Genomic DNA, 25,030 nt, shown 5'->3' with positions numbered 1-25,030 from the left:
CACTCTACCTACGGCAAGGCGCGCCGGGGCCGCCAGCCCGTGCGCCGCATGGCCTCTCCTCGACGCCTGACAAGTTCGCTCACCTGCTCCCGCAAGAGCGAGAGAAGCGCTCCCGGTTCGCGCGGCAACTGCTCGGCAGGAATCGGCTGCCCGACTTCCACCTCGATGCGTCCGAAGAGCTTCGGCCACTTCTCTCCTCGCCGCCAGACATCGAATGCCCCCTCGATTCCCATGGGCACGACTGGAACTTGCGCGCGGCGAATCAGCAGGGCCACGCCCGGCATGAAGTCGTGCACCCGTCCATCCGGGGTGCGCGATCCCTCGGGGTAGATGAGAATGCACCGCCCCTCGCGAAGTTCTGCGAGGGCCGCCTTGAAGGCCGCCGTGTCGCCGCCCTCTTCCTTGAGCGCGATCGCGCCATAGGAGCGCATCAGCCACGCAAAAGGCTTCCAGCGAAAGAGACTCTCGCGCGCCATGGCGGTGAGTTGACGGTCGACCACCGCGCAGCCGTTCAGGACGGGGTCGAGCAGCGACTGGTGATTACTGACGAAGATGCACGGCCCGGACGCAGGAACGAGCGACTCCCCGGTGATTCGGAAGCGGTAGCAGAGTTTCAGCGTCAGGCGGCAGAGCGATTCGCAGACATCGAACCAGAGCACCTGAAGACGCGAGCGTCCGGGGCACCGCCGGGTGTGATCCAATCGACGGCGCCGCGCCACCACCACGGTGCTCACCGGCAGCAGCCCCCCGCGGCGGCGGCATCGAGGCGATCACGGGGAATCCGCCGCCTCACTTCCTGCTCGAGACGATCGACGACTTCGCGCTCCGAGAGCGCGCTCGTGTCGATCACCACCGCCCCCTCGGGCACGCGCAACGGAGCGTCGGCGCGGGTCGAATCGATGCGATCGCGAACGAGCATCGAGCGACGCACTTCTTCGGGGTCGGTGCGGCGACCCTCGCGCTGCAATTGCTCGCAGCGGCGCCGCGCTCGAACGGCGGGGTCGGCGTCGAGATAGAAGCGCACGGCCGCTTCCGGAAAGACCGCAGAACCCTGGTCCCGCCCCTCGGTCACGAGCCGCGGGTGCGCGCGGGCGATCTGCTGCTGCAACACCACCATGACCTTGCGCACCTCGGGCTGCGCCGCCACTTCACTCACGACCGCGTTCACATCCTGATCCCGGATTCTGGCCATGACATTGCGCTGCCCGAGGTGGAGCGCCGGGGGGTCGCTCATCCAGTCGAAGGCGAGCCCCTGCGAGCGAAGCGACGCCGCGAGCGCCGCGCCGTCGGAGGGTTGGAGGCCCCCCTCGATGGCCGCAAGCGCAGCCGCGCGATACATCGCCCCCGTGTCGAGAAACTCAAGGCCGAGTCGTCGGGCGAGGCTCCGTGCGACGGAACTCTTGCCCGTCCCCGCCGGACCATCGATGGTCACGATGACGCCATGCTCCGCGTCACGCTGACCCGTGGCGTTGGTCACGCGGGCTCCTCGGCGAGAATGGCCTCCGACATCTGGTCGCGCGCCTGCTCGATGGCCTTGGTCGGATCGCCCTTGCCGACAAAGTCGATGCAGAGCGTGTTCACATAGCCGACGCTCCGCACCGCTTCGACGCAACGCACGAGATCCCACGGCTCATGGCGATCGCCCTTGCCGAAGCCGCGCACCGTGGCGAGGATCGCGCTGGTGGCGTAGGGCGCCAGGCGACGCAGCGTCTGTTCTGTCTCACCGGAGGCGTGAGCGTGCTCGAAACTCGGCAGGCTTCCGATGCGGAAGCCACCGACCTTCTTGATGAGTTCCGTCAGGCCCGCCGGCGGATCGATCAGCCCGGGTGCCGGTTGAAGAAGGACATTCACCTCCATGCGATCAAGCGCGGAGAGCGCCTCCTTGATGCCCTGCGCGGTCTGATTGAAGGCGTGATCGTCGGTGACGGCCGCGGGCTTGATGCCGATCGCGCTGCATCCGAGGCGCGCGGCAGCCGCAGCCAACTTCCGCATGCGCTCGATCGAGGCCGCCCGATCCGCCGGTGCCCGGAAGTCGAGTGGTTGAGACTCAACGAGCAGGAGGCAGGGACATTGGTCCTTGTCGCCGGCATCCCGAAGTGCATCAAGCTGGGAGAGGCGAACTCCCGCGAGCAAGTCAGTCGGCAGAGCCAGTCCTCGGAGTCCGAGTTCCCTGGCGGTGTACCCCGGCAGGTCGCTGAGCGCAAGCGGCGAACGCGACCGCGTCACGAGCGATCGCAAACTTCCAGCCGCGAGAGTGAGAAGGATCTGCGTTTGCACGGCGAGGTGAACCCGTCGAGCGGGCGAGTTTACGGGAACGGCCCGCCCCGCGCGGCCTGCGGTATAGTCTGCCCCCCTGCATCGCGCGGCGCGATGCGACGAAGAGACCCCAGCGGAAGAATCCCATGGCCAGCCCCGCCGATCGACGCTACAGCGACACCCACGAGTGGTTCCATTCCGAGGGCACGACGGTCACCGTGGGCATCACCCGCCACGCCGTCGACCAGCTCACGGACATCACCTTCGCCGACATGAAGCCGGTCGGAAGCGCCATCGCCGCCGGGGGCTCCGTCGGCGAAGTCGAGTCGGTGAAGACCGCGAGCGAGATCTACAGCGCGATCCCCGGCACCGTCGCCGAGATCAACCAGGCGCTGCGTGACGATCCCTCGATTCTGAACAGTGATCCCTATGGCCGCGGCTGGATCGTCAAGCTCACGGTGACCGACCCCGCCGCCGTGGCCCAGCACATGGCCAAGTTGCACGACGCGGCGGCCTACGACTCGAAGAATGGGGGGTGACGCGACCGAGATCCGGTCGACGCCCCCCGTCCAGGCGCCAGCCGCGCCGCTGGCGGGACCATCCATCGTCACCCGGGGTCTCACCCGGCGCTATCGCTCGGGAGAGCGCGTGGTTGAAGCGCTTCGGGGAATCGACTTCGAGTTGAGAGAAGCTCGCTTTCACGCGGTGATGGGGGCGTCGGGCAGCGGCAAGAGCACTCTGCTGCACCTGCTCGCCGGGCTCGATCGCGCCGACGGCGGTGAGATCGAGGTGAATGGCGAGCGCGTCGATCGAATGGACGAACGGGATCTCACCCTCTATCGGCGGCGCCGGATCGGGGTGGTCTTCCAGAGTTTCAACCTGCTGCCAACACTCTCGGCCCTTGAAAATGTCGCGTTGCCGGGCGTGCTCGACGGGCTCCCCCGACGCGCTTGCCACGAACGAGCGGCAGAGCTGCTCCGTGATCTCGGCCTTGGAGGTCGTCTCGATCATCGACCTGATGCGCTCTCCGGAGGCGAGCAGCAGCGTGTGGCGATTGCGCGATCGCTCTACTTCGCGCCACCGGTCCTCTTTGCCGATGAGCCGACCGGCAATCTCGACTCGGCATCGAGCGAGCGCGTGTGGGAAGCGCTTGAAGCGCTCGCCGCCACGCGCCGCATGATGGTGCTCATGGTGACCCATGAACCGACAGCCGCCGTGCGCTGTTCCGGTGTGACGGTGCTGAGAGATGGGCAGGTCGCGGGACGATTCGACACGGAGGGCATGCATGCGGGCGACCTTGCAGTTCGCGCTGCGGAGCTTGCTGGCGCGTCGAGGTAGGTCGGCGCTGCTTGCTTCGGCCATCGCCTTCGCCACGGCGCTGATCGTGGCCATGGCGTGCGGCATCGCTACGGCGCAGCAGAACATCGATGCCCGCATCGACCGGCTCATCGGTTCCGTGCATGCCCGCGTGGTGCACCAGTTCTCCCAGACCTTCGAGGCTGAGGTGGTCGACACCATTCGAGCCCTTCCGGGAGTCGAAGCGGCTGGAGCAAGACTGATCGGATCGCTCACCCTCGTGCATGCCGACGGGCGCCGGGGTGATGACGGTCGCGTGATTCGCGCCACGGTGCAGGCGCGCGGCATCGATCTTGACGGCGATCCGCGGCTCACGCCGCTGCCGCTCCTTGAGGGACGGGCCCCTCGAAACGGTGCGGAGATCGTGATCGATCCGACAACACAGCGCCTGCTGAAGGCGACCATCGGCGATCGCCTCGAGGTGCAGCGCCTCGGAGATCCCATCGAACTCGAAGTGGTCGGCATCTTCGATCGGCCGGCCCTCGGCGCGCTTCAACGGCCGATGGTGCATGTCGATCGCTCCACGCTCGCCGAGGCCAGCGACCGGGGCGACGAGGTCTCGGTGGTGGCGATCATTCTTCGCGACGGCATCGATGTGGAGGCATGGTGCGAGACTCACTCCGACGCGGTCCGCGAGCCGCTGGTGCTCGAGCCCGCGGAGAGGGTCAAGGCGGGGCTTGATCGCCAGGCGGCAGGTTCCGCACTCGGTTTCACACTCGCCTGCGTGGTGGGGTTTCTTGGCTGCGCGTTCATCGTCGGCACGGGCCTGACCACGGCACTTGCCGAGCAGGTGCGCGAACTGGCGATGCTGAGGGCGCTCGGCGCGGGTCGCTGGCATCTCGTCGCCTCGCAACTCTCCGCCGGGGGATTGCTCGGCGTTGCGGGCGTCTGCGCGGGCCTTCCCCTCGGGATTGCGGTCACCGCCGCTGGCGCCTTCTGGTATCGCCATCTCCTGCCGGTCGGACTGGTCCTTTCAGTCACGGGAATCCTGGTCGCAGTCGCGGGCGCCGTGGTCTCGGGAGTGCTCGGCGCTTCATTTGCCGCGGCGAGCGCATCGCGCGTCACGCCCCTTGAGGCCCTTCGCATTCAGGCGAAGCCGCCAGCCGCGGGCATTGTCGTGCGCCTCGCCCTGATCGGTGTCGGGCTCATCGGGCTCCAGTCGCTGCTGCTGCTCATTCCCGATCGCGACGCGCGCTTCTGGATGTATGTGCTGCTCGGTCAGCCGGCCCTCTTCATCGCCTGGCTGCTCTTGAGCGTGCTGGTCCTGCGCGGCGTGGCGCGGTCTGTGGCGCCGCTCCTTGATCGCGCGCTGCGCCTTCCGCTTGGTGCTCTGCGAGGCGCGGTCGAAACCTCGCCGATCCGCCTCGGATTGACGGCTGGTGCGCTGATGGTCGGCATGGCGATTCTCGTCAGCGTCTGGGGGAATGGACTCGGCCTGATGCGCGAAGTGGTTGAACGGGTGCGCTTCGCCGATGCCTTTGTCTTCAAGACGACTGGGCTTTCGCCCGCCGCCCAGGATGAGCTGCGGGCCATTCCCGGTGTGCGCACTGCGGTGCCGATCGGCTACCTGCCGGTGCGCGTGATTGGAGAACAGGTCTTTGGTGCGCCCGGACTCGGACCTCAGAATGTCACCTGCATCGGTTTCGAGCCCGAGTCGTTCTTCGAGCTCAATCGCATCGAGTGGATCGAGGGCGAGCCGGCCACCGCCCTGCCGAAACTCCGTGAGGGGAATGCCGTGCTCGTGGCGAGCGAGTTCCTGAATGCGCGCGGCTACCGCGTCGGCGACACGATCACGCTCGGCGGACCTCGACGGCAGCATGACTTCGAGATCGTCGGGGTCGTCTCCAGTGCGGGACTTGATGTCGTCACCCAGTTCTTCGGCATTCGCAGCGTCTACATGGAGCAGGCCGTGAGCTGCGTCTTCATGGACTTCGACGCGGTCGCGCGCTGGTTCGATTCGCGTGACGCCTTCATCATGCAGATGGACCTCGGGCCCGATGCCAGCGTAGAGACCGAGGCGCGCATTGCCGAGGAGGTCTCCGAGCGGGTGCCGGGGGCGGTCTTCTCGAGCGGTCGCATGATCAAGCATGCGGTCACGCAGATCGGACGGACGGCGCTCGCGGTGAGTTCGGGCGTGGCCTTCGCGGCGCTGCTGCTGGCGACCTTCGGCATGGCGAATGTGGTGGCCGCGGGAATCTCGGCGCGACGGCGCGAGTTCGGCGTGCTCCGCGCGATCGGCGGATCGCGGGGCGTGATCGCGCGACTGGTGCTGGGCGAAGTCATGCTCGTCGGCATCACGGCGATCGTCTCGGGCACCCTGCTGGGTCTTCACCTCACCTGGCTCGGCACACTCCTCTATCGCGACATGGCGGGGCTCAACATCGAATTCGTGATCCCATGGCTCCAGGGCGCGATCGGCGCTGTGGCCCTGCTCATCGTGATCGGCGCGGCGGCGCTCCTTCCGCTTCGAGGGGCGTCGCGCCAGACCCCTCGAGAGTTGCTCTCGACCGCGTGATCGCCCAGCTCTGTTGCCCGCCTTGGCTTCGGCGATCGATGGAATCACGCCCCGTCGGCTTCCGACCTTGGCCCCTCCGCCCATCTCCTACGATTTCGCGGTGAAGTCCTTCGACCTCCACCGGCCATTTGAGCCGACGGGCGACCAGCCCACCGCGATCAAGGCGCTCGCCGAGGGCGTGCTCGCGCGACGCCGCTGGCAGACGCTGCTCGGCGCCACCGGCACGGGCAAGACTTTCACGATCGCGAATGTCATCCAGGAGGCGCAGAAGCCGACGCTCGTCATCAGTCACAACAAGACGCTGGCGGCGCAGCTCTACGAGGAGCTGCGCGAGCTCTTTCCTGGCAATGCCGTCAGCTACTTCGTGAGCTACTACGACTACTACCAGCCGGAGGCGTACATCCCGCAGAGGGACATCTACATCGAGAAGGATGCGAGCCGCAATCAGGATCTCGATCGACTTCGTCTCGCCGCCACCAGCCACCTGCTCTCGCGCCAGGACACCATCGTGGTGGCGAGTGTGAGCTGCCTCTATGGCCTCGGTTCACCGGACGAATATGCGCGTCGCGTGCTGCCTGTCGCGGTCGGTGCCCGGCTCCCGCGGCGTGACTTCCTGCTCGGCCTCGCGGGCATGCAATACTCGCGCAACGAGATCGCTCCGACGCGAGGGCAGTTTCGCGTGCGGGGCGACACGATCGAGCTCTTCCCGGCCTATGAGCAGCACGGCATCCGCATCGGGTGCTTCGGCGAGGAGGTCGAGTCGATCGAGCTCTTTGACGCCACCAGCGGTGAAGTGCTCGCGCAGGAGCGCGAGGTCTTCATCTTCCCCGCGGTCCACTATGTGATGCCGGAAGAGCAGCGGCGCACGGCCATCGAGCAGATCCGGGCGGACCTCGACGCGCGCGTGCTCGAACTTCGCAGCGAGGGCAAGCTCCTCGAAGCGCAGCGCCTCCTCGGCCGCACGCGCTACGACCTCGAAATGATCGAAGAGACCGGCTTCTGTAACGGCATCGAGAACTACTCCCGCTACTTCGACGGTCGGCCGCCCGGTGCGCGGAGCTACTGCCTCTTCGACTACTTCAATCGCGTGCCGGGGCGGGCGCCGGGCGACTGGCTCATGGTGATCGACGAGAGCCATGTCACCATCCCGCAGATCCGCGGCATGTACTTCGGCGATCGCAGCCGCAAGCAGACGCTCGTCGATCATGGTTTCCGGCTGCCTGCTGCGCTTGACAACCGGCCGCTCAAGTTCGAGGAATTCGTGGACCTCGCGCCCCAGTGCATCTTCGTGAGCGCCACACCGGGGCCGTGGGAACTCGAGCAATCGGAAGGCATCGTCGTCGAGCAGGTCATCCGTCCAACCGGACTGGTCGATCCGCCGATTGAGATCAGGCCCGCGCGAGGACAGGTGCCCGACCTCGTCGAGCGCTGCCGCGAGCGCGTCGCCCGGAACGAGCGTGTGCTTGTGACCGCGCTGACCAAGCGGCTGTGCGAAGACCTCACCACCTTCCTGCACAAGGAAGGGCTGCGCGTGCGCTATCTGCACTCGGAGATCGAGACGCTCGAGCGCATTGAACTCTTGCGCGACCTGCGGGGGGGCGAGTTCGATGTCCTGGTCGGCGTCAACCTGCTGCGCGAGGGGCTCGATCTTCCCGAGGTGAGCCTCGTCTGCATTCTCGACGCCGACAAGCAGGGCTTCCTGCGTAGCCAGTCAAGCCTCATTCAGACGATGGGCCGCGCCGCCCGCAACGCCAACTCGCTGGCGGTCATGTACGCCGATCAGGTCACGCCGGAAATGCAGGCCGCGATCGATGAAGTGGAGCGCCGGCGCGCCAAGCAGCTTGCGTACAACGCTGAACACGGCATCGACCCGCAGACGATCCGCAAGGCGATCCGACGCGGCATCGAGCAGGAGCTCGCCGCCCAGAAGACCGTGCGCGAAGCGATGGGCAAGCGCCGCGCTTCGGAGACCTTCGACCGCGACGAGTTTGTCGCCAAGCTCGAAGAGGAGATGCTCGAAGCGGCCCGCAACCTCGAGTTCGAGAAGGCGGCGCAGCTTCGCGATCAGGCGGCGAAGATTCGCGCGTTGCCCGAAGCCAGCGGTCGTCTCAGTGTCTCCGTGCTCGATGACGCACCCGCCAAGCGCCGCACGAAGGCCGGAATGCCAGGCACCCGCGCCGGTCGCAAGCGGCGCGGCCGGTAGTCGTCGGGGAGTTCGGTCGGGGCCGTCGCTCGGGCGCCGCATCGCGCGACCGCTGGACCAGGAGCGCCGCGCGCCATGCGCGTGCATCGCTCAACTCACGCACTCGCCGCCATCAATCGCAGTACTCGCACGACCGCGCTCGCCCCGGCGAGCGAAGCTGTCCACCGTGATTCAACTGCCCCCTGAAACTCAAACCGCCGGTCGATGAGAGCCGGCGGTCGCTGGTGAAGAGTCTGTCTCCCGGGCGAGGAAGTTCGGATCGATCGGCCTCATCCGAAGAGCGCCGACCGAGGCCATCAGGAACTCCCAGTCACCTCGATCCGGAGCCACCGAGTGGTTGGATCGAGGCAGGGGACAGGATCCCTCCGTGCTCTTGGCGTCAGCAGGCAGAGGGATGGTGGCGGGGGCAGGCATGGGAGTGCTCTCAATCAGGGCACCAGAAGGTTCGTCAACTTAACCGCGACGGTGCCAGAATTCTTCCAAGTGGTCCGATGATTCTGCCTTCTCCGGACCTACCCGCCAGTCGCCAATTGTCGAAACAGGAAAACATTGCGCCTTGGGCGGTGGCGTACCATCGACACTCTCTCGCCTCGTGTTCCAATAATGGGCCCAAGACCGAGGCAGATCCTACCCTCCCCCGCCCTTGAGCGGTGCCTGCCAAGCCCTACGCCTCATGTCCTCACGCACTTCCCGCACCTCTGATGATCGCTGCATTCGTGTCACTGGGGCCCGGGAACACAATCTGCGCGGGCTGAACCTCGAGATCCCGCGCGATCAGCTCGTGGTCCTGACCGGCGTCTCGGGAAGCGGCAAGAGCTCACTCGCCTTCGAGACCATCTTCGCCGAGGGCCAGCGCAAGTACATGGAGAGCCTCTCCGCGTATGCGCGGCAATTCCTCGACCAGATGCAGAAGCCGAATGTCGAGTCGGTCGAGGGGCTTCCGCCGACCATCGCGATCGAGCAGCGCTCGGGTGGACACACGCCGCGCTCGACCGTCGCCACAACCACCGAGATTTACGACTACCTGCGACTGCTCTTCGCTCGCGCCGGAACGCCGACCTGCTGGCATCGCGACAGTGAGGATCCTCGCGCCGCGCCGTGCGGTCGACCGATCACCGCCACGAGCGCCAGCCAGATCGTCGCGGGCGTGGTGGACGCCTTCGCGGGGCGCCGCATCATGGTCGCGGCGCCGCTCATCCGGGCGCGCAAGGGCTTCCACAAGGAGGTTCTTGAAGCGATCCAGAAGCAGGGATTGATGCGGGCGCGCATCGACGGGCGCGTGGTCGATCTCCGTGAGGCGCTCAAGGCGGGTGGTGAGAACCCGCTGGGGCTCGGCCGCTACGAGACGCACACCGTTGAAGCGATCGTGGACCGCCTCGAGGTCTCCGATGCCGACCGGCAGCGCCTCGCCGAGAGCGTCGAAACCGCGCTCAAACTGGCGCAGGGCAGCGTGACAATTCTCGCGGAAGAGGCGGGCGGTTCATGGAGTGAACGCCCCTACAGCGAGAAGTTCGCCTGCACCGAACACCCCGAGTGCTCGCTCGAGGAACTCGAACCACGACTCTTCTCCTTCAACGCGCCACAAGGGGCCTGCCCCGCCTGCGCGGGTCTCGGCACGGTGAGCGAGTTCGACGAGGCGCTGGTTGTGCCCGACCCGGCTGTGGCTCTCAACGACGGCGCCATTGAAGCGTGGCGACGCTGGGGTCCGCGCACGAACATCTTCTACGCGCGGCTCCTTCGGCGCTTCGCGGCGCTCTTCAAGGTGGCACCGGGGACGAGCGTGGCGAAGCTTCCGGCGAAGGTCCGTCGGGCGCTCCTCCACGGCATTCCTCCAGAGGATGCGGAGAAGCTTGGCGCCAGCTTCGAAGGGGTGATTCCGAATCTCAAGCGTCGCTTCGAGGAGTCAGAGAGCGACTTCGTGAAGGAGCGCCTGCGGCAGTACATGTCAAGCGCGCCGTGCCAGACCTGTCATGGCGCTCGGTTGCGGCCCGAGGCGCTCGCGGTGAAGCTGCGCTCCGGTTCGCTGAAGCTCTCGATCTCGGAGACGACCGCGATGAATGTCGAGCGTGCGCTCGCCTTCTTCGAGTCGCTGGACCTCAATCGCGAACAGTCGACGATCGCCGCGCCGATTCTCAAGGAGATTCGGGCGAGACTCGGTTTCCTCGCGAATGTGGGGCTCGACTACCTGACACTCGACCGGCAGAGTTCCACGCTCTCCGGCGGCGAAGCGCAGCGGATTCGGCTGGCGACCCAGGTCGGCAGCGGCCTCGTCGGCGTCTGCTATGTGCTCGACGAACCGACCATCGGGCTTCATCAGCGCGACAACGACAGGCTCATCGCGACGCTCAAGCACCTGCGCGATATCGGCAACACGGTGCTCGTGGTCGAACATGACGAAGACACCATCCGCGCCGCCGACCATCTCGTCGACATCGGCCCGGGACCCGGTCGGCACGGCGGAACCATCGTTGCGCAGGGGTCGGTGCGCGAGATCGAGGGAAGCCGCGAAAGCCTCACGGGCGCCTTCCTCTCGGGGCGACGCCGCATCGAAGTCCCCGAGTCCCGCCGTGCCGTTGATCGCGGCAAGGCGCTTGTCGTCAAGGGGGCCCGAGCGAACAACCTCAAGTCGATCGATGTCACCTTCCCGCTCGGCGGGCTGATCTGCGTGACCGGTGTTTCGGGCAGCGGCAAGAGCACGCTGGTGAATGAAGTGCTTCTCAAGGCGGCGAAGCGCACGGTCGGTGGAGCTCGCGTCATTCCCGGGGCGCATGACCGCATCAACGGTCTCGCGGCGATCGATCGCATCGTTGAGGTCGATCAGTCTCCCATCGGGCGCACACCACGCTCGAATCCCGCCACCTATACCGGCGTGTTTGATGACATCCGCAAGCTCTTCGCCGCGGTGCCCGAGTCAAAGATCCGCGGCTATGAGCCCGGGCGCTTCAGTTTCAATGTCAAGGGCGGTCGCTGCGAAGCATGCACCGGTCAGGGCGTGCGCATCATCGAGATGCACTTCCTGCCCGATGTCTTCGTGACCTGCGAGGTCTGCAAGGGCGCGCGATACAACCGCGAGACCCTGGAGGTGCGCTACCGCGGCCGGACCATTGCCGAACTGCTGGATATGACCGTGGACGACGCGGTCGGCCACTTCGAGGCGCATCCGCGCATTGCCCGCATGCTCGGCTGCCTGCGCGATGTCGGCTTGGGCTACATCCAGCTCGGCCAGGCGAGCACGACCCTCTCCGGCGGAGAGGCGCAGCGCGTGAAGCTCGCAACCGAGCTCGGCACCGCGTCGACCGGTCACGCCCTCTATGTCCTCGATGAACCGACGACAGGACTGCACTTCGCCGATGTGGAACGGCTCCTTCATGTGCTGGCCCGCCTCGCCGATGCCGGGAACACGCTGGTGGTCATCGAGCACAACCTCGATGTCATCAAGTGCGCCGATTGGATCATCGACCTCGGGCCCGAGGGTGGCGAGCGGGGCGGCACGGTGGTCGCCGAGGGAACGCCGGAGCAGGTCGCCCTGGATCCCAGGAGCCACACCGGTCGTTACCTGAAGTCGATGCTTCCATCGCTCAAGTCTCCTGCGGTGCGCCGCCGACCTGTGCGGAGCGGGCATGGATAGGCGGAGCCGAGGCGAGGTCCGTGTCCGCTCACATTCCCTCGTGATCAGCCGCGACGACGGCGGCAGCGTCGACGGAGCAAAGGCGAGGTCCGAATCCGCTCTCCGCTGCCGTCCCTTGCCTGACGGCCGATGTGCGTTTCGGATTACGCTCGCGGCATGAGCGGCGAGGTCCCGTTCCATCCGGCGCTTCGGCGAATCACCTCCCCTGCCGACGAGAATCATCAGGGCACCGTCTTCGGCGGCGTCATCCTGAGCCTGATCGATCAGGCCGGCTATGTCGAAGCGCGACGCCACGGCCTCCATCGATGGGTGACGGCGTCGATCGATCGAGTCGACTTCATAGCGCCGGTGTACACCGGGGACATTCTCGCACTGTCGACTGGCACCGAGCATGCGGGTCGCAGCAGCGTTCGCGTGCGCGTCGTGGTTGAAGCGGAGCGCTGGCGAGGCGGCGAAACCGTCAAGGTCACCGAGGCCGTGCTCACGATGGTTGCCATCGGCCCCGATGGCCGGAGTGTCGACTTCCGATCGCCGCCTCGGAGTGAACCATGACCGTTGCCCCGCGCTCTCGCGACGCCGAACTGGCCAAGCCTGCACTCCGCATCGCCTGCATGGTGAGCGGCCCGGGCACGACGGTCATGAACCTCGCCGATCGCATCGAACGGGGTGAGCTGCCGGTGCAGATCGTCCTTGTTGCGGCGACGAAGGCCGGGACCCAGGCGATCACCCGCGCTGCCGAGCGCGCTCTGCCGACCATGGTCATTGCGACCGACGATTCACCAGCGCGCTCCGATGCAGCGTCGCCTCCCGCGGCCGCGACACGGACCATGACCGGAGAGCGCGCCGGACGGAGTCGAAGCGCGAGTCGTTCGCCGCAGCCCGCGATGCACGCGCTCCAGAGCGCCATCGATGACTCACTCGATCGCGCTCTTCGTCTCGCCAATCCCGACCTCATTTGCCTCTGCGGGTACATGCGACTCTTCCGCGTCGGACCGTGGGGGGGAAGGGTCATCAACATCCATCCCGGGCCGCTGCCCCAGTTCGGTGGCAAGGGCATGTTCGGTTCGCGTGTTCATCGTGCGGTGCTCGATGCCGGCCTGCACGAGACGCGCTGCTGCGTTCACCTCGTTGACAGTGATTACGACCGCGGCCCGGTCATCGCGGAGCGCCGAGTCATGGTCCTGCCCGCCGACACACCCGAATCTCTCGAAGCGCGCGTGCGAGCGGCGGAACTCGAACTCCTGCCGGAGGTGCTTTTGGGCATTGCGCGGGGTGAGATTGATCTCCAGGAGATCGCCTTGAAGGCGGGCCGCAGCGACCTATCCTCTGGAGCGTGATGCGTCGCTTCGCCGGACCCTTCGCCACTCTTGCTGTTGCGCTCGCGACCGCGTTCGGTCAGGGCGCAACGAGCGAGGAGTGGTTGGCGCCTGCTGGCAGTCCACTCCCCATCGGCGTCGATGACACCGCCCCTCCCCGCACTCGTGACGATGCGCCGCGAACGCCGCGTGACGGCCCTCGGGGTACGCCTCGCGACGGTGCGCGTGAGCCCGAGCGCCCGCGTGACCGCCCCGCCCCGAGTCCCATTGACAGCGATCGCCGGGCCGCCGAGCGCCGCATGGATGCCGAGATCGCCAAGGGTGATTGGCGCCGCGCACTGACCTTCGCCGAGGCCTTTCTTGAGAAGTACCCCGGTGATCCGCTGATGCTCTACCAAGCCGCGTGCGCGCTAGCCCAGTTGGGCGAGCGGGATCGCGCCTTCGAGGCGCTCGAGCGATCGATCGACGGAGGCTTCGGCGATCTCGGGACGACACTCGGCGACCCCGACCTCGCGCCCCTGCGCGACGACCCGCGATGGAACGCGCTGCGTGATCGTCTTCGCAGCAAGCGCCCCGCGGGCGAGCGCCGGGTGCGACTTGGCGAGGAGGCCTTCACCGAGTGGCAGACCAAGTACGGCGACCGGCGCTACACCTATCTCACCGACGATGCGCGGCGCCTGCGCCTCGCGCTCGCTCTCGATGAACGAAGCCGTGGCGAGATGCTCGAGATGATTCACCGTCAGGGGGATTGGTGCGCTCGCATCCTCTTTGACGGCGTGCAGAACGATGTCGTGCTGTTGGCCGTGCCGCACCCGCTTGACTTCAAGGATTTCTTCCCCGATCAGAACACTGCCGGTCTCTACGAGCATCGCAACCGGCGCCTCGTGAGCCGAGACACCGGCGCGAGCCTGCGCCATGAGTTTGTCCACCTCCTCCACTGGGGACACATGGATCGCCTGCGCCAGGTGCATCCCATGTGGGTGCAGGAGGGACTTGCAGGCCTCTTTGAGGACTACACCTGGGATGAGGATGGATCCCCCCGCTTCCGGCCGAACATCCGTCACAACCTCGCCCGGGGTGCCGCCTCGGCGGGGAACGCGCCTCCGTGGCCGCGCTTCTTCTCAATGAACGGACCGCAGTTCATGCTCCGCGCCGAGCTGCATTACGCCCTCGCGCGTTCGATCTTCGAGTTCCTCGCCGATCAGGGGCGGCTCGTCGCGTGGTACCGCGCCTACACCGAGGATTTCGAGCGTGATCCGACGGGCGGCGAAGCCATGGTCGCCGTCTTCGGGAAGCCGCTCGACCAGATCGAGCGCGACTGGCGCCGCTGGCTCGCCGGACGCGGTGCCGTCAAGGATCACTACTCCATTGATCCGATCATCATCGGCATCCAGGCGGAGAACTCCAACGATGGCGTGCGCGTCACGCGCGTGCTCCGGCGCACCCCCGCAGCCAACGCGGGACTTCGCATCGGTGATGTCATCGTCGAGGTCAATCGCGAGTCGGTTCGCTCACTCGAAGAGCTCGTGATGGCGCTTGGTCGGCGCCCCCGCGGCGAGCCCGTCGATATCGCCTACCGTCGGCGCGGGGAGTATCGAACGGCAGTGCTCGTTCAGACGAACGAGCGTCCAGCGCTTGCGCCGTGAGATCCCGAATTCGAATCAAGGCACCACGGGGATGGCGCGATCTCAGGCGCTCTCCGACTCGGCGCACCGCGCCACGGGCTCACGCGACCGGCGCGCGTCGCCATCCGCGTCTGTGCTCCGATCTCCGGGGCTCTGCGTGACCGTGTAGGATGATGCGCCTTCGGGGCCGGAGGCCCCCGACGAGCTCCCGGCCTTGCGGCCACAAGCCAAGTCTCACTCAAAGGTTGCGTTCATGCAGGTGAATATTTCGGCCAGGCACATGGACCTCACGGGCCCGATCGAGGCCTACATCCACAAGAAAGTCGAGCGCATCACGCGCCATTTCGACCGCGTTCAGCAACTCTCCGTGGTCATTGAGAAGCAGCCTCGGCATGGATTCCATGTCGAGCTGATCACCGACATCGAGGGTCACGCCGACTTCGTGGCGAACTCGACCCACGAGGATCTCTACGCCGCTGTGGACCTGGTGGTGGATCGCGGCGTGCGCCAGCTCACCGACCACAAGGAGAAGGTCCGCAATCACCACCACCCGCACCAGTGAGCCCCAGGCCACCGACCCCATGAAACTGCTGAACATCGTCGTCAAGGAGGCCATCATCCCCAAGCTCGTCGCCGTGAAGCGCGACGATTCGATCGGGGAGTTGCTCGATGCGCTGGTCAAGGCGGGGCGTGTACCGGCGGCCAAGCGCGACGAGTTTGTCAAGGCCGTTATCAAGCGCGAGAAGCGGGGCTCAACCGGCATCGGTCACGGCGTCGCCGTGCCCCATGTCAAGAGTCTTGAGACCGATTCGGTGCGCGTGGCCGTGGGACTCAGCGAGCGCGGCGTTGAGTTCAATGCGCTCGACCGCCAGCCCGTGCACGCCATCTTCCTTCTGGTCTCTCCCGAAGAGCGACCGGAAGAGCACATCGCGGCCATGGAGGCCATCGTGGGATGTCTGGGCAAGGACCAGTTCCGCCGCTTTCTCCGTCAGGCCAGGAGCGTCGACGATGTCGTGACGCTCCTGGAGGAGGCGGATGCGGGAAGGGCCGTTCATTGAGCGCGTGAGAGCGTGGTCAGCGCACGCATCGTCATCCAGAACAAGCTCGGGCTGCATGCGCGGCCGGCGATGACATTCACCGAAACTGCGTCGCGCTTTCAGGCCTCAGTCACAGTGCGCCGATGCGACGGCGACGAGACGGTTGACGGCAAGAGCATCATGCAGATGCTCCTGCTCGCGGGAACGCAGGGCACCGAACTCGAGATCTGCGTCGACGGCACCGATGAGGCGGCGGCACTCGACGCGCTCGTCACGCTGGTCAATCGGCGCTTCGACGAGGAGTGACTCGTGCCGATGCCGCCTGCACCTGCGTCCGATGACTCCACTGTGCCGGTGACCATCGTGGGCGATGGGCAGATGGGTCTCGTGCTCGCGAGACTCCTCGCCGAGAAGAACGCGCCATGCGTCCTCTCCGGCCCATTCCCCGACGAGGTCGAGCGACTTGCCCGCGAGCGGCGCTCCCCGCGGCTGCCCGACTTCACGCTGCCGGACTCGATCAGGGTGGAGCCGATCGCCGCCCGCGCGCTGCACGGCGCGGCGCTCGTCGTCAATGCCATTCCCACCCAGTTCATTCGCGCGGTCTGGGTGCCTCTCGCGTCGTCGCTTCCGCGCGAGGCGGTGGTGATGAGCGTCGCCAAGGGCTTCGAGCGCGGCTCTCATCGGCTGCCCTGCGACATTCTCGCGGAATCGCTGCGAACTCCGACGAACGCCACGCCGCCAATGGTGGCACTCACCGGCCCCACAATCGCCGCGGAACTCGCGCGTCGCCTGCCTGCCGCCATGCTGGCCGCCAGCCACCACGCGGAGGCCGCGCATCTGGTCCAGCGCGTCTTCACCACGCCGTGGCTGCGCATCTACACCCACGACGACCCGGTGGGCGCCGAAGTCGCGGGCGCCCTCAAGAATGTCATCGCGCTCGCAGCAGGCATGATCGATGGACTCGGGCTCGGCTTCAATGCGAAGAGTGCGCTCCTCGCGCGCGGTCTCGCCGAGATGGTCAGGCTTGGCGTGGCGCTCGGCGCGAGAACGGAGACCTTCTTCGGGATCGCAGGAGTGGGTGATCTCGCGACGACATGCTTCAGTCCGGAGGGCCGCAATCGCGCCTGCGGAGAGGCCATCGGTCGCGGCGCGACTCTCAATGAGCACCTCGCCCGCACGAGGTCGGTGGTGGAAGGGGTTGAAACCGCACGCAGCGTCGCCGATCTGGCCCGCGACCGGGGTGTCGACATGCCCATCACTGACGCCGTGTGCAGAATCCTCTTCGATGGCCTGCCTCCACTGGACGCCATTCACGAACTGATGACGCGAGAGGCGAAGTCGGAGCGGATCGGCTGAGGTCCGGCTTCAAGTGTTGAGTTCGGCCGCGGTCGCCACGGCCGATCCCTCCCGCGCCGGAGCGTCGATGAGCACCACCCAGGACATTCACACAATGCGCTGCATGGAGGTCTGGGGCGGCAATGACGCCGTCGATCGAGGTGTCGCCATGCCGGGCCTCGAACTCTGGGTGCGAAGCGAGCCGCTGCCCGGCCACACGGAGGGCGGCGATGTGCACTTCGTCTCCTCGTGCGGCACGGGGCGCATCTCTCGCATGGTCGTCGCCGATGTCAGCGGCCACGGCGATGGCGCCAGTTCGCTCGCGCAGGGTCTTCGTCGACTGATGCGCCGCTTCGTGAACTTTGTCGATCAGACGCGCTTCGTCCGAGCGCTGAACGATGCGATCTTCAGCCCCACCTCGGGGGACTTTGCCACCTCGCTCACGATGACCTTCTTCGCGCCGACGCGACATCTGACCCTCTGCAATGCCGGTCATCCTCGCCCGATGTTCTGGAGCGCATCAACCCGCGAGTGGCGCGTGCTGGCCGCGCGGCAGGCTTCGGCGAGGAAGCCCGGCACCGCACCGCGCAACCTGCCGCTGGGGGTCCTTCAACCGACGGAGTATGAGCAATTCGGACTCACCCTCTCTGAGAACGATCTGGTGCTCGCCTACACCGACGCGCTCGTCGAGGCCAGAAGTCCCGAGGGCACACCTCTCGGTGAGGCGGGCGTGCTCAAGCTGCTCTCCATGCTCGATGCGACCCGTCCCGATGACCTGATTCCCGAGTTGATGAGTGCCCTCTCGAAGTGGTGTGGCGGTGCACCGCTCGAAGATGACCTGACGCTCCTTCTCTTGCGTCAAAGCGGCGCGGCGGTGAGCGCGGGGGCCGTGGTTCGCCTGAAGGGTGTGCTCAAGTTTCTGGCGATCGTGCTCCGAAATCTGCTGCCGATCGGAAATCGACCTCCCATTCCCTGGCCCGAGGTCAGCCGAAGCGTGCTCCTGGGGGTTTCGCGCCGACCCGAGGTGGAACCGGCGGAGAGGACCCGGCCCGCTCCGTGAACCCTTCGCAGGGACGACGAGCGAGCGTGGGCACGACTCGATGGGTGCGGAGAGAACCTGAGCCGCTGCATGAACCCTCGGCGTGCCCCGCTCGTAGCCAGTGGCACCAGGTGCGGGTCCGCTGCTAGGCTTCGAGGACTTCACTTCTTCCGTCGCGCCCAGAGAGTCGCGCCCCATGAGCACTGCAAGCGCTTCAACCGGTCTTTCTTCCGGCACTTCGCCGTCTTCCCGAGGTCACTCGTCATCCCGCCGCGCCGCAGATCCCGGCGCCGAGGGAGGTCGTCGCCTCGAACAGCAGCTCTTCCTGGCGCTGGTGGGCGGAATGCTCCTGCTGTCCGCGTGGATCGCCACGCTGCTCGGCATCGATCCCCAGGTCGCGGACATTCCTGCGGCCCTCGGCGCGATCATTCTCTTCATTCCGCTCGCCTGGGGCGCCATCCGTGAGTTCCTCGCCGGTCGGCCATCGAGCGACACGCTCGCGTCGCTGGCCGTCTTTGCGGCGCTCATGAGCAATCTCTTCCTCGCGGCGGGCTTTCTCGCGTTCTTCCTCTGGCTCGCTGAGCTCGTCCTGAGCCGAACCGCGTGGGGGGCGCAGCGCGCCATCCGCGACCTGGTCGAACTCACCCCCGATGTGGCTCGACTGGTCGACGGTGATTCGGAGCGCGAGGCGAGTCTCTCGGAGATCCGCGTCGGCATGGTCGTGCGCGTCCGCCCCGGCGAGAATCTGCCCGTCGACGGCCGCGTCCTCTCGGGCACTTCGAGCATCAACCAGGCGTCCCTCACCGGTGAAGCCGTGCCGATCGAGGTCGAGCCGGGCACCGATGTCTACGCCGGCACCAGCAACCTGACGGGCCAGATCGACATCCGCGTGACCGCCGTCGCGGGTGAAACCACGATCGGCAAGGTCGAGACGCTCATTCGAGAGGCCGAGGGTTCGCGCGGTCAGCGCCAGGAACTCATCGAGCGCCTCGCGAGTTACTACGTTCCGGTGGTGCTGATGGTCGCCGGCCTTGTCTGGTTCTTCGCGAGCAAGAGTGAGAATGCCGCGATCAAGGCCGCGGCCGCCGAGCGCGCCATCACCGTGCTGGTGGTGACCTGCCCCGGCGCGCTGCTCATCTCCTATCCGACGGCGATGGTCGCCGCGTTCGCCGCGGCGGCGCGCCTCGGCATCATGATCAAGACGACGCGCGTGCTTGAAGCCGCGGGCAATGTCGACACGGTCGTCATGGATAAGACGGGCACGCTCACGACGGGCCGCTTCAGCGTCAGCCGACTGGCGCCCGCCGAGGGCGTTGACCCCGCGTCGCTCCTGCAAGCCGCCGCCGATGCGGAGCAGAGTTCCAATCACCCGCTGGCCCGCAGCATCATGGAGACAGCGGCGAAAGCGCGTCTCCAGCCTGAGAACCTCTCGAAATACGAAGAGCTTCATGGGCGCGGTGTCATCGCCCAGACCAACGGAGGAAGCACGATTCACGCGGGCCGTATCGAGTGGCTCGCGCAGATGAACCCCGCCATCGAGGCCTCGGTGCCAGGTGTCGAATCGATGATCGAGGGCATGTCGGGCGTCCATGTGATGCGCGACGGCCGCTACCTCGGCGCCGTGGGCCTCGAGGACAAGCTCCGCCGAAACGCCGCCGAGGTGGTGACCAAGCTGCGCGATCTCGGGGTGCGCCGCGTGGCCATCTTCACCGGTGATCGCCTGAGCGTGGCGAAGCGCGTCGGTCAGGCGGTCGGCGTCGACGCCATCGAGGCGGAGTGCCTCCCCGAGGAGAAGCACGAAGAGCTCAAGTACCTCATCCGACGCGGCCATCGCACGTTGGTGGTCGGTGACGGCATCAATGACGGCCCCATCCTCGCAAGCGCCGATGTCGGCGTGGCGATGGGCCTCTCCGGCTCGGATATCGCGACCAACTCCGCCGGCGTGGCGCTCATGAACGACGACCTTCGCCATGTGCCCTTCCTGCTCGAACTCGCGCGGCGCACCCGGCTCATCATTGCGCAGAACATCGGCGCGAGCCTCCTGCTGGCGATCATCGGCCTGGCGCTTGCGGCGACCGGCAACATCAACATCTGGGCGACGCCCTTCTTCTACGCGGTGAGCTATGTCTTCGTCATCGCGAACAGTCTCCGACTGGTCCGCTTCGGCGAGGACTTCATCGGCAACGAAGAGGCGCGGCGCGCGGCCGAGGCGCTTGCTGCGTCGAAGCCGGCGCGGCAGTTGCGTCAGCGCGGTGGATCGGCTGCCGCGACGGCGGGATGACGCCGACCCACCGACGCCCTTCGGCGTTCGTCGTCGCTCCGGTGACGATCGAGGGGTCGCGCCCATGACCGCACCCGAGGCTCGATTCACCGGACTGGCCGCGGATTACGCGAAGGCGCGACCGGATTACCCCCCTGCGGCATTCGAAGCGATGGTGCGCGGGCTTGCCCGTCCGGTGCGAGCGGTTGATATCGGCTGTGGCACGGGGATCTCCACGCGTCAACTCGCGACGGTCGCCGACCAGGTGATCGGCGTCGAGCCGAACTCGGAGATGCTCGATCAGGCGAAGGCTTCGAAGGGCCACTCCCCTGGGCTTGCGCCCCTCGAGTGGCGCAGCGCTCCCGCAGAGCAGACGGGCCTGCCCGCGGGCGAGTTCGGCCTGGTGCTCGCGGCGCAAGCCTTCCACTGGTTTGATGCCGATCGGGCGCTCGCCGAGTTCGCCCGGCTATTGCGCCCGGGCGGGCGGGCGGCGCTGCTCTGGAACTTGCGCGACGATCGCGATCCCGTGACCGCGGCGTACTCAGCAATCGCGGTTCCCCACGCGATGCGTCACCTCGATGCGACCACGATTCGGGCCCGCGCCGAGGGCGGCGAACCGCTGGCCCGCTCGCGTCTCTTCAGGAACGCCCGCCGGGTGGACTTCATTCAGACGCAACATCTCGATCTCGAGGGCACATTGCAGCGGGCTCGAAGCGCGAGCTACTTCCCGCGCGAGGGCGCCGAGCGAGCCGCGGCCCTCGATGCCTTGCGAGGTCTCTTCGCCGAGCGATCGCACGATGGCCTGCTGACCCTCCGCTATCGCACGGAGTTGCACATGGCCGAGCGGCCGGAGTGAGCGCCCCTCGAAGAGCCGCCGGGGCGCGGAGCACTCGAGCGATCGCGTCACCGCGCTCCTCCGGTGTGCATGAGTGCCGCTCCGCCCATGTCCGCCGCACGCGACAAGCTGGGAGAATGCGGCCATGCGACCGTTCACGCCCATTCTCCTTCTCGCCATCGCCAACATCTTCATGACCTACGCGTGGTACGGACACCTGCGCGATCTCAAGCATCGCACGCTCATCGTGGCGATCGTGGCGAGCTGGCTGGTGGCGTTCTTCGAGTACTGCTTCCAGGTACCCGCGAACCGACTCGGATTCGGCGACGGACAGGGACCCTACACGCTCGGACAACTCAAGGTCATTCAGGAAGTGCTGACCATGACGATCTTCGCCGCGTTCGCCGCGGGATACCTTCGGCAGCCGATCACACTCAACTACCTCTGGGCGAGTCTCTGTCTGGTCGGCGCAGCGTTCTTCATCTTCCGGGACCAGGTGCCGTCGGCGGCTCTTCCGACGATTCCGGCGCCATGATCGAGGCGCGCACCCGGCCAGCGCGGGAGAACAGGGGATCACCGCCGCGCATGGACCATGGGCCGAAGTCGCGCTGGTCATCGATCGCTTCGATGATTCCCCTCGCCTCCGCAGCCGTGATGCCGCCGGGACCGACTCGAATGGGCACCTGACGCGAGATGCTGGTGCGAAGCACGGCGACATAGGCCGGCTCGCCGTCGACCACCACCGCGACCGGGCGATTGAGGTGAGCGAGCGTCGCCGCATCGAGTCGCATCTGTGAGCCCGCCTTCACATTCATCAAGAGAAAGTCGTCGTTCCCCTGCCGTCGCACCATGGCGAGATGAATGTCCTCGAGGTCGATGATCGGTTCCGGCGCGAGGTGCACCGTTTCGCCATACCGAGAGCGCGATGGACTCCACTCCTCCACCGCCTCGAACGAGGCGAGGTAGACCTCGACCTTCGGCGGAGGCCCGCTGATGCGGGGAGAGGTCCTGCATCCGCACGCCAACAGCAGCAGAAGCACCAGCGCGGCCGACCCTCGAAGCGCCGGTGTGATCATCACCGCCAAGGTCCTCCCATCAGGCGATGGTCACTTCGGGGTCGAGATAGACATCCTGAATGGCATGGAGCAGCTTCACGCCGTCGGCCATCGGACGCTGGAAGGCCTTGCGGCCGGAGATGAGTCCCGTGCCGCCGGCGCGCTTGTTGATGACGGCCGTCTTGACCGCATCGGCGAGATCGCTCGCGCCTGCACTCGCACCGCCGGAGTTGATGAGCCCTGCGCGACCGCAGTAGCAGTTGAGGACCTGGTAGCGCGTGAGATCGATCGGGTGATCGCTGCAGAGATCGGTGTAGATCCGCTTGTCGAACTTGCCGTAGCTCGATCCGCCCATGTTGAGCGCCTCGTATCCGCCGTTCAGTTCGGGCTGCTTCTGCTTGATGATGTCCGCCTCGATCGTGACGCCCAGATGGTTCGCCTGACCGGTGAGGTCGGCGCTCGTGTGATAGTCCTTGCCATCCTTCTTGAAGGCGTTGTTTCGCAGGTAGCACCAGAGGATGGTGGCCATGCCGAGCTCATGGGCGTGCTGGAAGGCGTTGGCGACTTCGACGATCTGTCGATCGGCGTTGTCGGAGCCGAAGTAGATGGTCGCCCCCACCGCGGCCGCGCCGAGGTTCCACGCTTCTTCGACCGTGCCGAAGAGGATCTGGTCAAACTTGTTCGGGAAGGTCAGCAGCTCGTTGTGATTGATCTTGACGATGAAGGGGATCTTGTGGGCGTACTTGCGGCTCACGCTGCCGAGGACGCCAAAGGTGGTCGCAACCGCGTTGCAGCCGCCATCGATGGCGAGCTTGATGATGTTCTCGCCGTCGAAGTAGAGCGGGTTCTTTGCGAAGCTCGCGCCAGCCGAGTGCTCGATGCCCTGGTCCACCGGAAGAATGCTCATGTACCCGGTGCCTGCCAGCCGCCCGGTGTTGAACATCAACTGAAGATTCCGAAGCACCTGCGGCGAGCGATCGCTCTGCATCCAGATTCGGTCGATGAAGTCCGGGCCGGGCAGGTGCAGCAGCTTGCGATCGACCTTGGCCTTGTGGCTCAAGAGGGAGTCGGCCTCGGCTCCGAGGATCTCAACGGTCTTGCTCGCGGTGGTGGCAGGCATGAAAGCTCTCCTTGAAGTGGAGAATCGTACACAGAGCACGGGCGAAGGCCGGCGCTGGAAAGGCCCTGCGCCGCGCCCCGGTGCCGCTCCGGTGTGGCATGGCCGTCGGCTCAGGTGGCCGCTTCGATCCACCCGCCTCCGATCACCTCATCGTCGCGGTAGCAGACGACCGCCTGCCCCGGAGCGACGGACTCGATCGGAGCGTCGAAGACGACCTCGATCGTGTCCGGAGTGATGGCGCGAACTCTGGCCGGAGCGGGCTCGGCGGTCGAGCGCACCTTGGCCGTGCACCTGATGAAGTCCGCCGGCGGATCGATGAGCCAGTTCGATTGTGCGGCCGTGCACCCGCGTCGCAGAAGCCGCTCCCTTGCTCCGACGGTGATGGTGTTCGCGACGGGATCTTTCGCGATCACATGCACGGGTCGCCCGAGCGCCACCGGCACTCCCCGCCGCTGACCGATCGTGAATCGCTGATGGCCGTCGTGCGTGCCGATGGTCCGGCCGTCTTCATCAAGAATGTCGCCGGGCCTCAGGTCATGCGGCGAGCGCCGATCGATGAAGCCCGCGTAGTCCTGATCGGGCACGAAGCAGATCTCCTGCGAATCGGGCTTCTCAGAAACCGGGAGCCCGAGCTCGGAGGCAAGGGCGCGAACCCGCGCCTTGGTCATGGCGCCGATCGGCAGCAGCATCTCGCTGAGGCGCTCTCTCGGCGTGCCAAAGAGCACATAGCTCTGGTCCTTGCCGTGATCGATGCCTCGCAGCAACCTCGCTCGTCCGGCGGCCGGGAGCGCCGCAGCGGCATCACCGCCGACCCCTGATCGGGGCGTCATGCCACTGCCATCGCCCCGCACCACGCGCGCGTAGTGGCCGCTCGCCACGAACTCGGCACCAAGATCCTTCGCGAGCGCATGCAACCTTCCGAACTTGAGCCAGTCGTTGCAGCGCACGCAGGGGTTCGGGGTGCGCCCGGCGTTGTACTCACTGACGAAGTAGTCCATGACACGGCCGAAGTCCCGCTCGAAGTTGACCGCGTAGAAGGGAATGCCCAGGTGCGCCGCGACCAGTCTCGCGTCCGCCGCGTCGTTCACGCTGCAACAACCCTGCTTGTGGCTTCGCGGCGCCTGCGGAAGCGAGGTGCGAGTCGGCGCAGCCAGGCGCGAGGCACATCGCGCGGCGTCGCGCGGAGCACCGATCGAGCCCCCGCGGCCGCCGGGCTCTCCATCGCCGTGAAGTTTGATGTCACACTCCGCCTCCTCGCGCGCCTCGGCCGATCCGAGGCGCATGAAGCAGCCGATGACCTCGTATCCCTCTCGCAGGAGCAGCGCGGCAGCCACGGAGCTGTCCACGCCGCCGCTCATGGCCACGACAACCTTGGTGCGACTCATGCCGGGACCCCGAAAGTGGCGTCGAGTCTCTCTACCGCGTGGCACTTGCGCTCACCGTCACCATG

22 protein-coding genes are annotated in these 25,030 nt (G+C 66.6%); 16 read left to right on the top strand and 6 right to left on the bottom strand.

The window, feature by feature from the left end; genetic code table 11:
• Positions 1–8: 8 nt before the first annotated feature.
• From KF724_03820 to KF724_03810, 3 genes are read right to left on the bottom strand one after another with little or no spacing between them, the layout of a single operon-like run.
• On the bottom strand, positions 9–734 hold the full coding sequence (locus tag KF724_03820; protein ID MBX3354809.1) for a 1-acyl-sn-glycerol-3-phosphate acyltransferase: 726 nt from the start codon (positions 732–734) through the stop codon (positions 9–11).
• A complete protein-coding gene (gene cmk / locus KF724_03815) occupies positions 731–1,477 on the bottom strand; it encodes a (d)CMP kinase (protein MBX3354808.1) in 747 nt (248 codons plus the stop codon). The genes KF724_03820 and cmk overlap by 4 nt, the downstream gene beginning before the upstream one ends.
• Positions 1,474–2,226, bottom strand: a complete 753-nt coding sequence (locus tag KF724_03810) for a TIM barrel protein (protein MBX3354807.1) — start codon at positions 2,224–2,226, stop codon at positions 1,474–1,476. The genes cmk and KF724_03810 overlap by 4 nt, the downstream gene beginning before the upstream one ends.
• Before the next feature lie 176 nt (positions 2,227–2,402).
• On the opposite strand from KF724_03810, the gene gcvH reads away from it, so the two are divergent.
• From gcvH to KF724_03730, 16 genes are all read left to right on the top strand, one after another.
• Positions 2,403–2,795 (top strand): glycine cleavage system protein GcvH, encoded by a 393-nt coding sequence (gene gcvH / locus KF724_03805; GenBank protein ID MBX3354806.1) that lies wholly within the window; start codon positions 2,403–2,405, stop codon positions 2,793–2,795.
• Positions 2,785–3,594, top strand: a complete 810-nt coding sequence (locus KF724_03800; protein ID MBX3354805.1) for an ABC transporter ATP-binding protein — start codon at positions 2,785–2,787, stop codon at positions 3,592–3,594. The genes gcvH and KF724_03800 overlap by 11 nt, the downstream gene beginning before the upstream one ends.
• Entirely contained in the window at positions 3,542–6,127 is a 2,586-nt protein-coding gene (locus tag KF724_03795) for an ABC transporter permease (GenBank protein ID MBX3354804.1), read from the top strand. The genes KF724_03800 and KF724_03795 overlap by 53 nt, the downstream gene beginning before the upstream one ends.
• 100 nt (positions 6,128–6,227) lie before the next feature.
• The gene (gene uvrB, locus KF724_03790; GenBank protein MBX3354803.1) at positions 6,228–8,330 is read left to right on the top strand and encodes an excinuclease ABC subunit UvrB; all 2,103 of its coding nucleotides are present in this window, start codon (positions 6,228–6,230) and stop codon (positions 8,328–8,330) included.
• Between the two features lie 673 nt (positions 8,331–9,003).
• Complete coding sequence (gene uvrA, locus KF724_03785; protein MBX3354802.1) at positions 9,004–11,958, top strand: excinuclease ABC subunit UvrA; 2,955 nt, start codon at positions 9,004–9,006, stop codon at positions 11,956–11,958.
• 156 nt (positions 11,959–12,114) lie between these two features.
• Positions 12,115–12,510: an acyl-CoA thioesterase gene (locus KF724_03780; protein MBX3354801.1), complete on the top strand. Its 396-nt coding sequence runs from the start codon at positions 12,115–12,117 to the stop codon at positions 12,508–12,510.
• Entirely contained in the window at positions 12,507–13,295 is a 789-nt protein-coding gene (locus KF724_03775; GenBank protein ID MBX3354800.1) for a hypothetical protein, read from the top strand. The genes KF724_03780 and KF724_03775 overlap by 4 nt, the downstream gene beginning before the upstream one ends.
• A complete protein-coding gene (locus KF724_03770) occupies positions 13,295–14,920 on the top strand; it encodes a PDZ domain-containing protein (protein ID MBX3354799.1) in 1,626 nt (541 codons plus the stop codon). The genes KF724_03775 and KF724_03770 overlap by 1 nt, the downstream gene beginning before the upstream one ends.
• A gap of 232 nt (positions 14,921–15,152) precedes the next feature.
• A complete protein-coding gene (raiA, locus tag KF724_03765) occupies positions 15,153–15,461 on the top strand; it encodes a ribosome-associated translation inhibitor RaiA (protein MBX3354798.1) in 309 nt (102 codons plus the stop codon).
• A gap of 19 nt (positions 15,462–15,480) precedes the next feature.
• Positions 15,481–15,957, top strand: a complete 477-nt coding sequence (locus KF724_03760; protein ID MBX3354797.1) for a PTS sugar transporter subunit IIA — start codon at positions 15,481–15,483, stop codon at positions 15,955–15,957.
• 12 nt (positions 15,958–15,969) lie between these two features.
• A complete protein-coding gene (locus KF724_03755; protein ID MBX3354796.1) occupies positions 15,970–16,242 on the top strand; it encodes an HPr family phosphocarrier protein in 273 nt (90 codons plus the stop codon).
• 3 nt (positions 16,243–16,245) lie between these two features.
• Entirely contained in the window at positions 16,246–17,292 is a 1,047-nt protein-coding gene (locus KF724_03750; GenBank protein ID MBX3354795.1) for an NAD(P)-dependent glycerol-3-phosphate dehydrogenase, read from the top strand.
• A 16-nt stretch (positions 17,293–17,308) separates the two neighbouring features.
• On the top strand, positions 17,309–18,331 hold the full coding sequence (locus tag KF724_03745; GenBank protein MBX3354794.1) for a serine/threonine-protein phosphatase: 1,023 nt from the start codon (positions 17,309–17,311) through the stop codon (positions 18,329–18,331).
• A gap of 175 nt (positions 18,332–18,506) precedes the next feature.
• On the top strand, positions 18,507–20,591 hold the full coding sequence (gene cadA / locus KF724_03740; protein ID MBX3354793.1) for a cadmium-translocating P-type ATPase: 2,085 nt from the start codon (positions 18,507–18,509) through the stop codon (positions 20,589–20,591).
• Between the two features lie 64 nt (positions 20,592–20,655).
• Entirely contained in the window at positions 20,656–21,426 is a 771-nt protein-coding gene (locus KF724_03735) for a methyltransferase domain-containing protein (protein MBX3354792.1), read from the top strand.
• A 124-nt stretch (positions 21,427–21,550) separates the two neighbouring features.
• A complete protein-coding gene (locus tag KF724_03730; protein MBX3354791.1) occupies positions 21,551–21,940 on the top strand; it encodes a DMT family protein in 390 nt (129 codons plus the stop codon).
• Here KF724_03730 and KF724_03725 read toward each other — a convergent pair.
• The 3 genes from KF724_03725 to mnmA form a co-directional block, all read right to left on the bottom strand.
• Complete coding sequence (locus KF724_03725) at positions 21,885–22,484, bottom strand: hypothetical protein (protein ID MBX3354790.1); 600 nt, start codon at positions 22,482–22,484, stop codon at positions 21,885–21,887. The genes KF724_03730 and KF724_03725 overlap by 56 nt on opposite strands.
• A gap of 16 nt (positions 22,485–22,500) precedes the next feature.
• Entirely contained in the window at positions 22,501–23,580 is a 1,080-nt protein-coding gene (locus tag KF724_03720; GenBank protein MBX3354789.1) for a class I fructose-bisphosphate aldolase, read from the bottom strand.
• Between the two features lie 110 nt (positions 23,581–23,690).
• On the bottom strand, positions 23,691–24,965 hold the full coding sequence (gene mnmA, locus KF724_03715; protein ID MBX3354788.1) for a tRNA 2-thiouridine(34) synthase MnmA: 1,275 nt from the start codon (positions 24,963–24,965) through the stop codon (positions 23,691–23,693).
• Positions 24,966–25,030 lie beyond the last annotated feature (65 nt).

The sequence above is a fragment of the Phycisphaeraceae bacterium genome (assembly GCA_019636735.1).
Lineage (GTDB): Bacteria > Planctomycetota > Phycisphaerae > Phycisphaerales > SM1A02 > VGXK01.
This window is presented reverse-complemented; position numbering and strand designations above follow the sequence as displayed.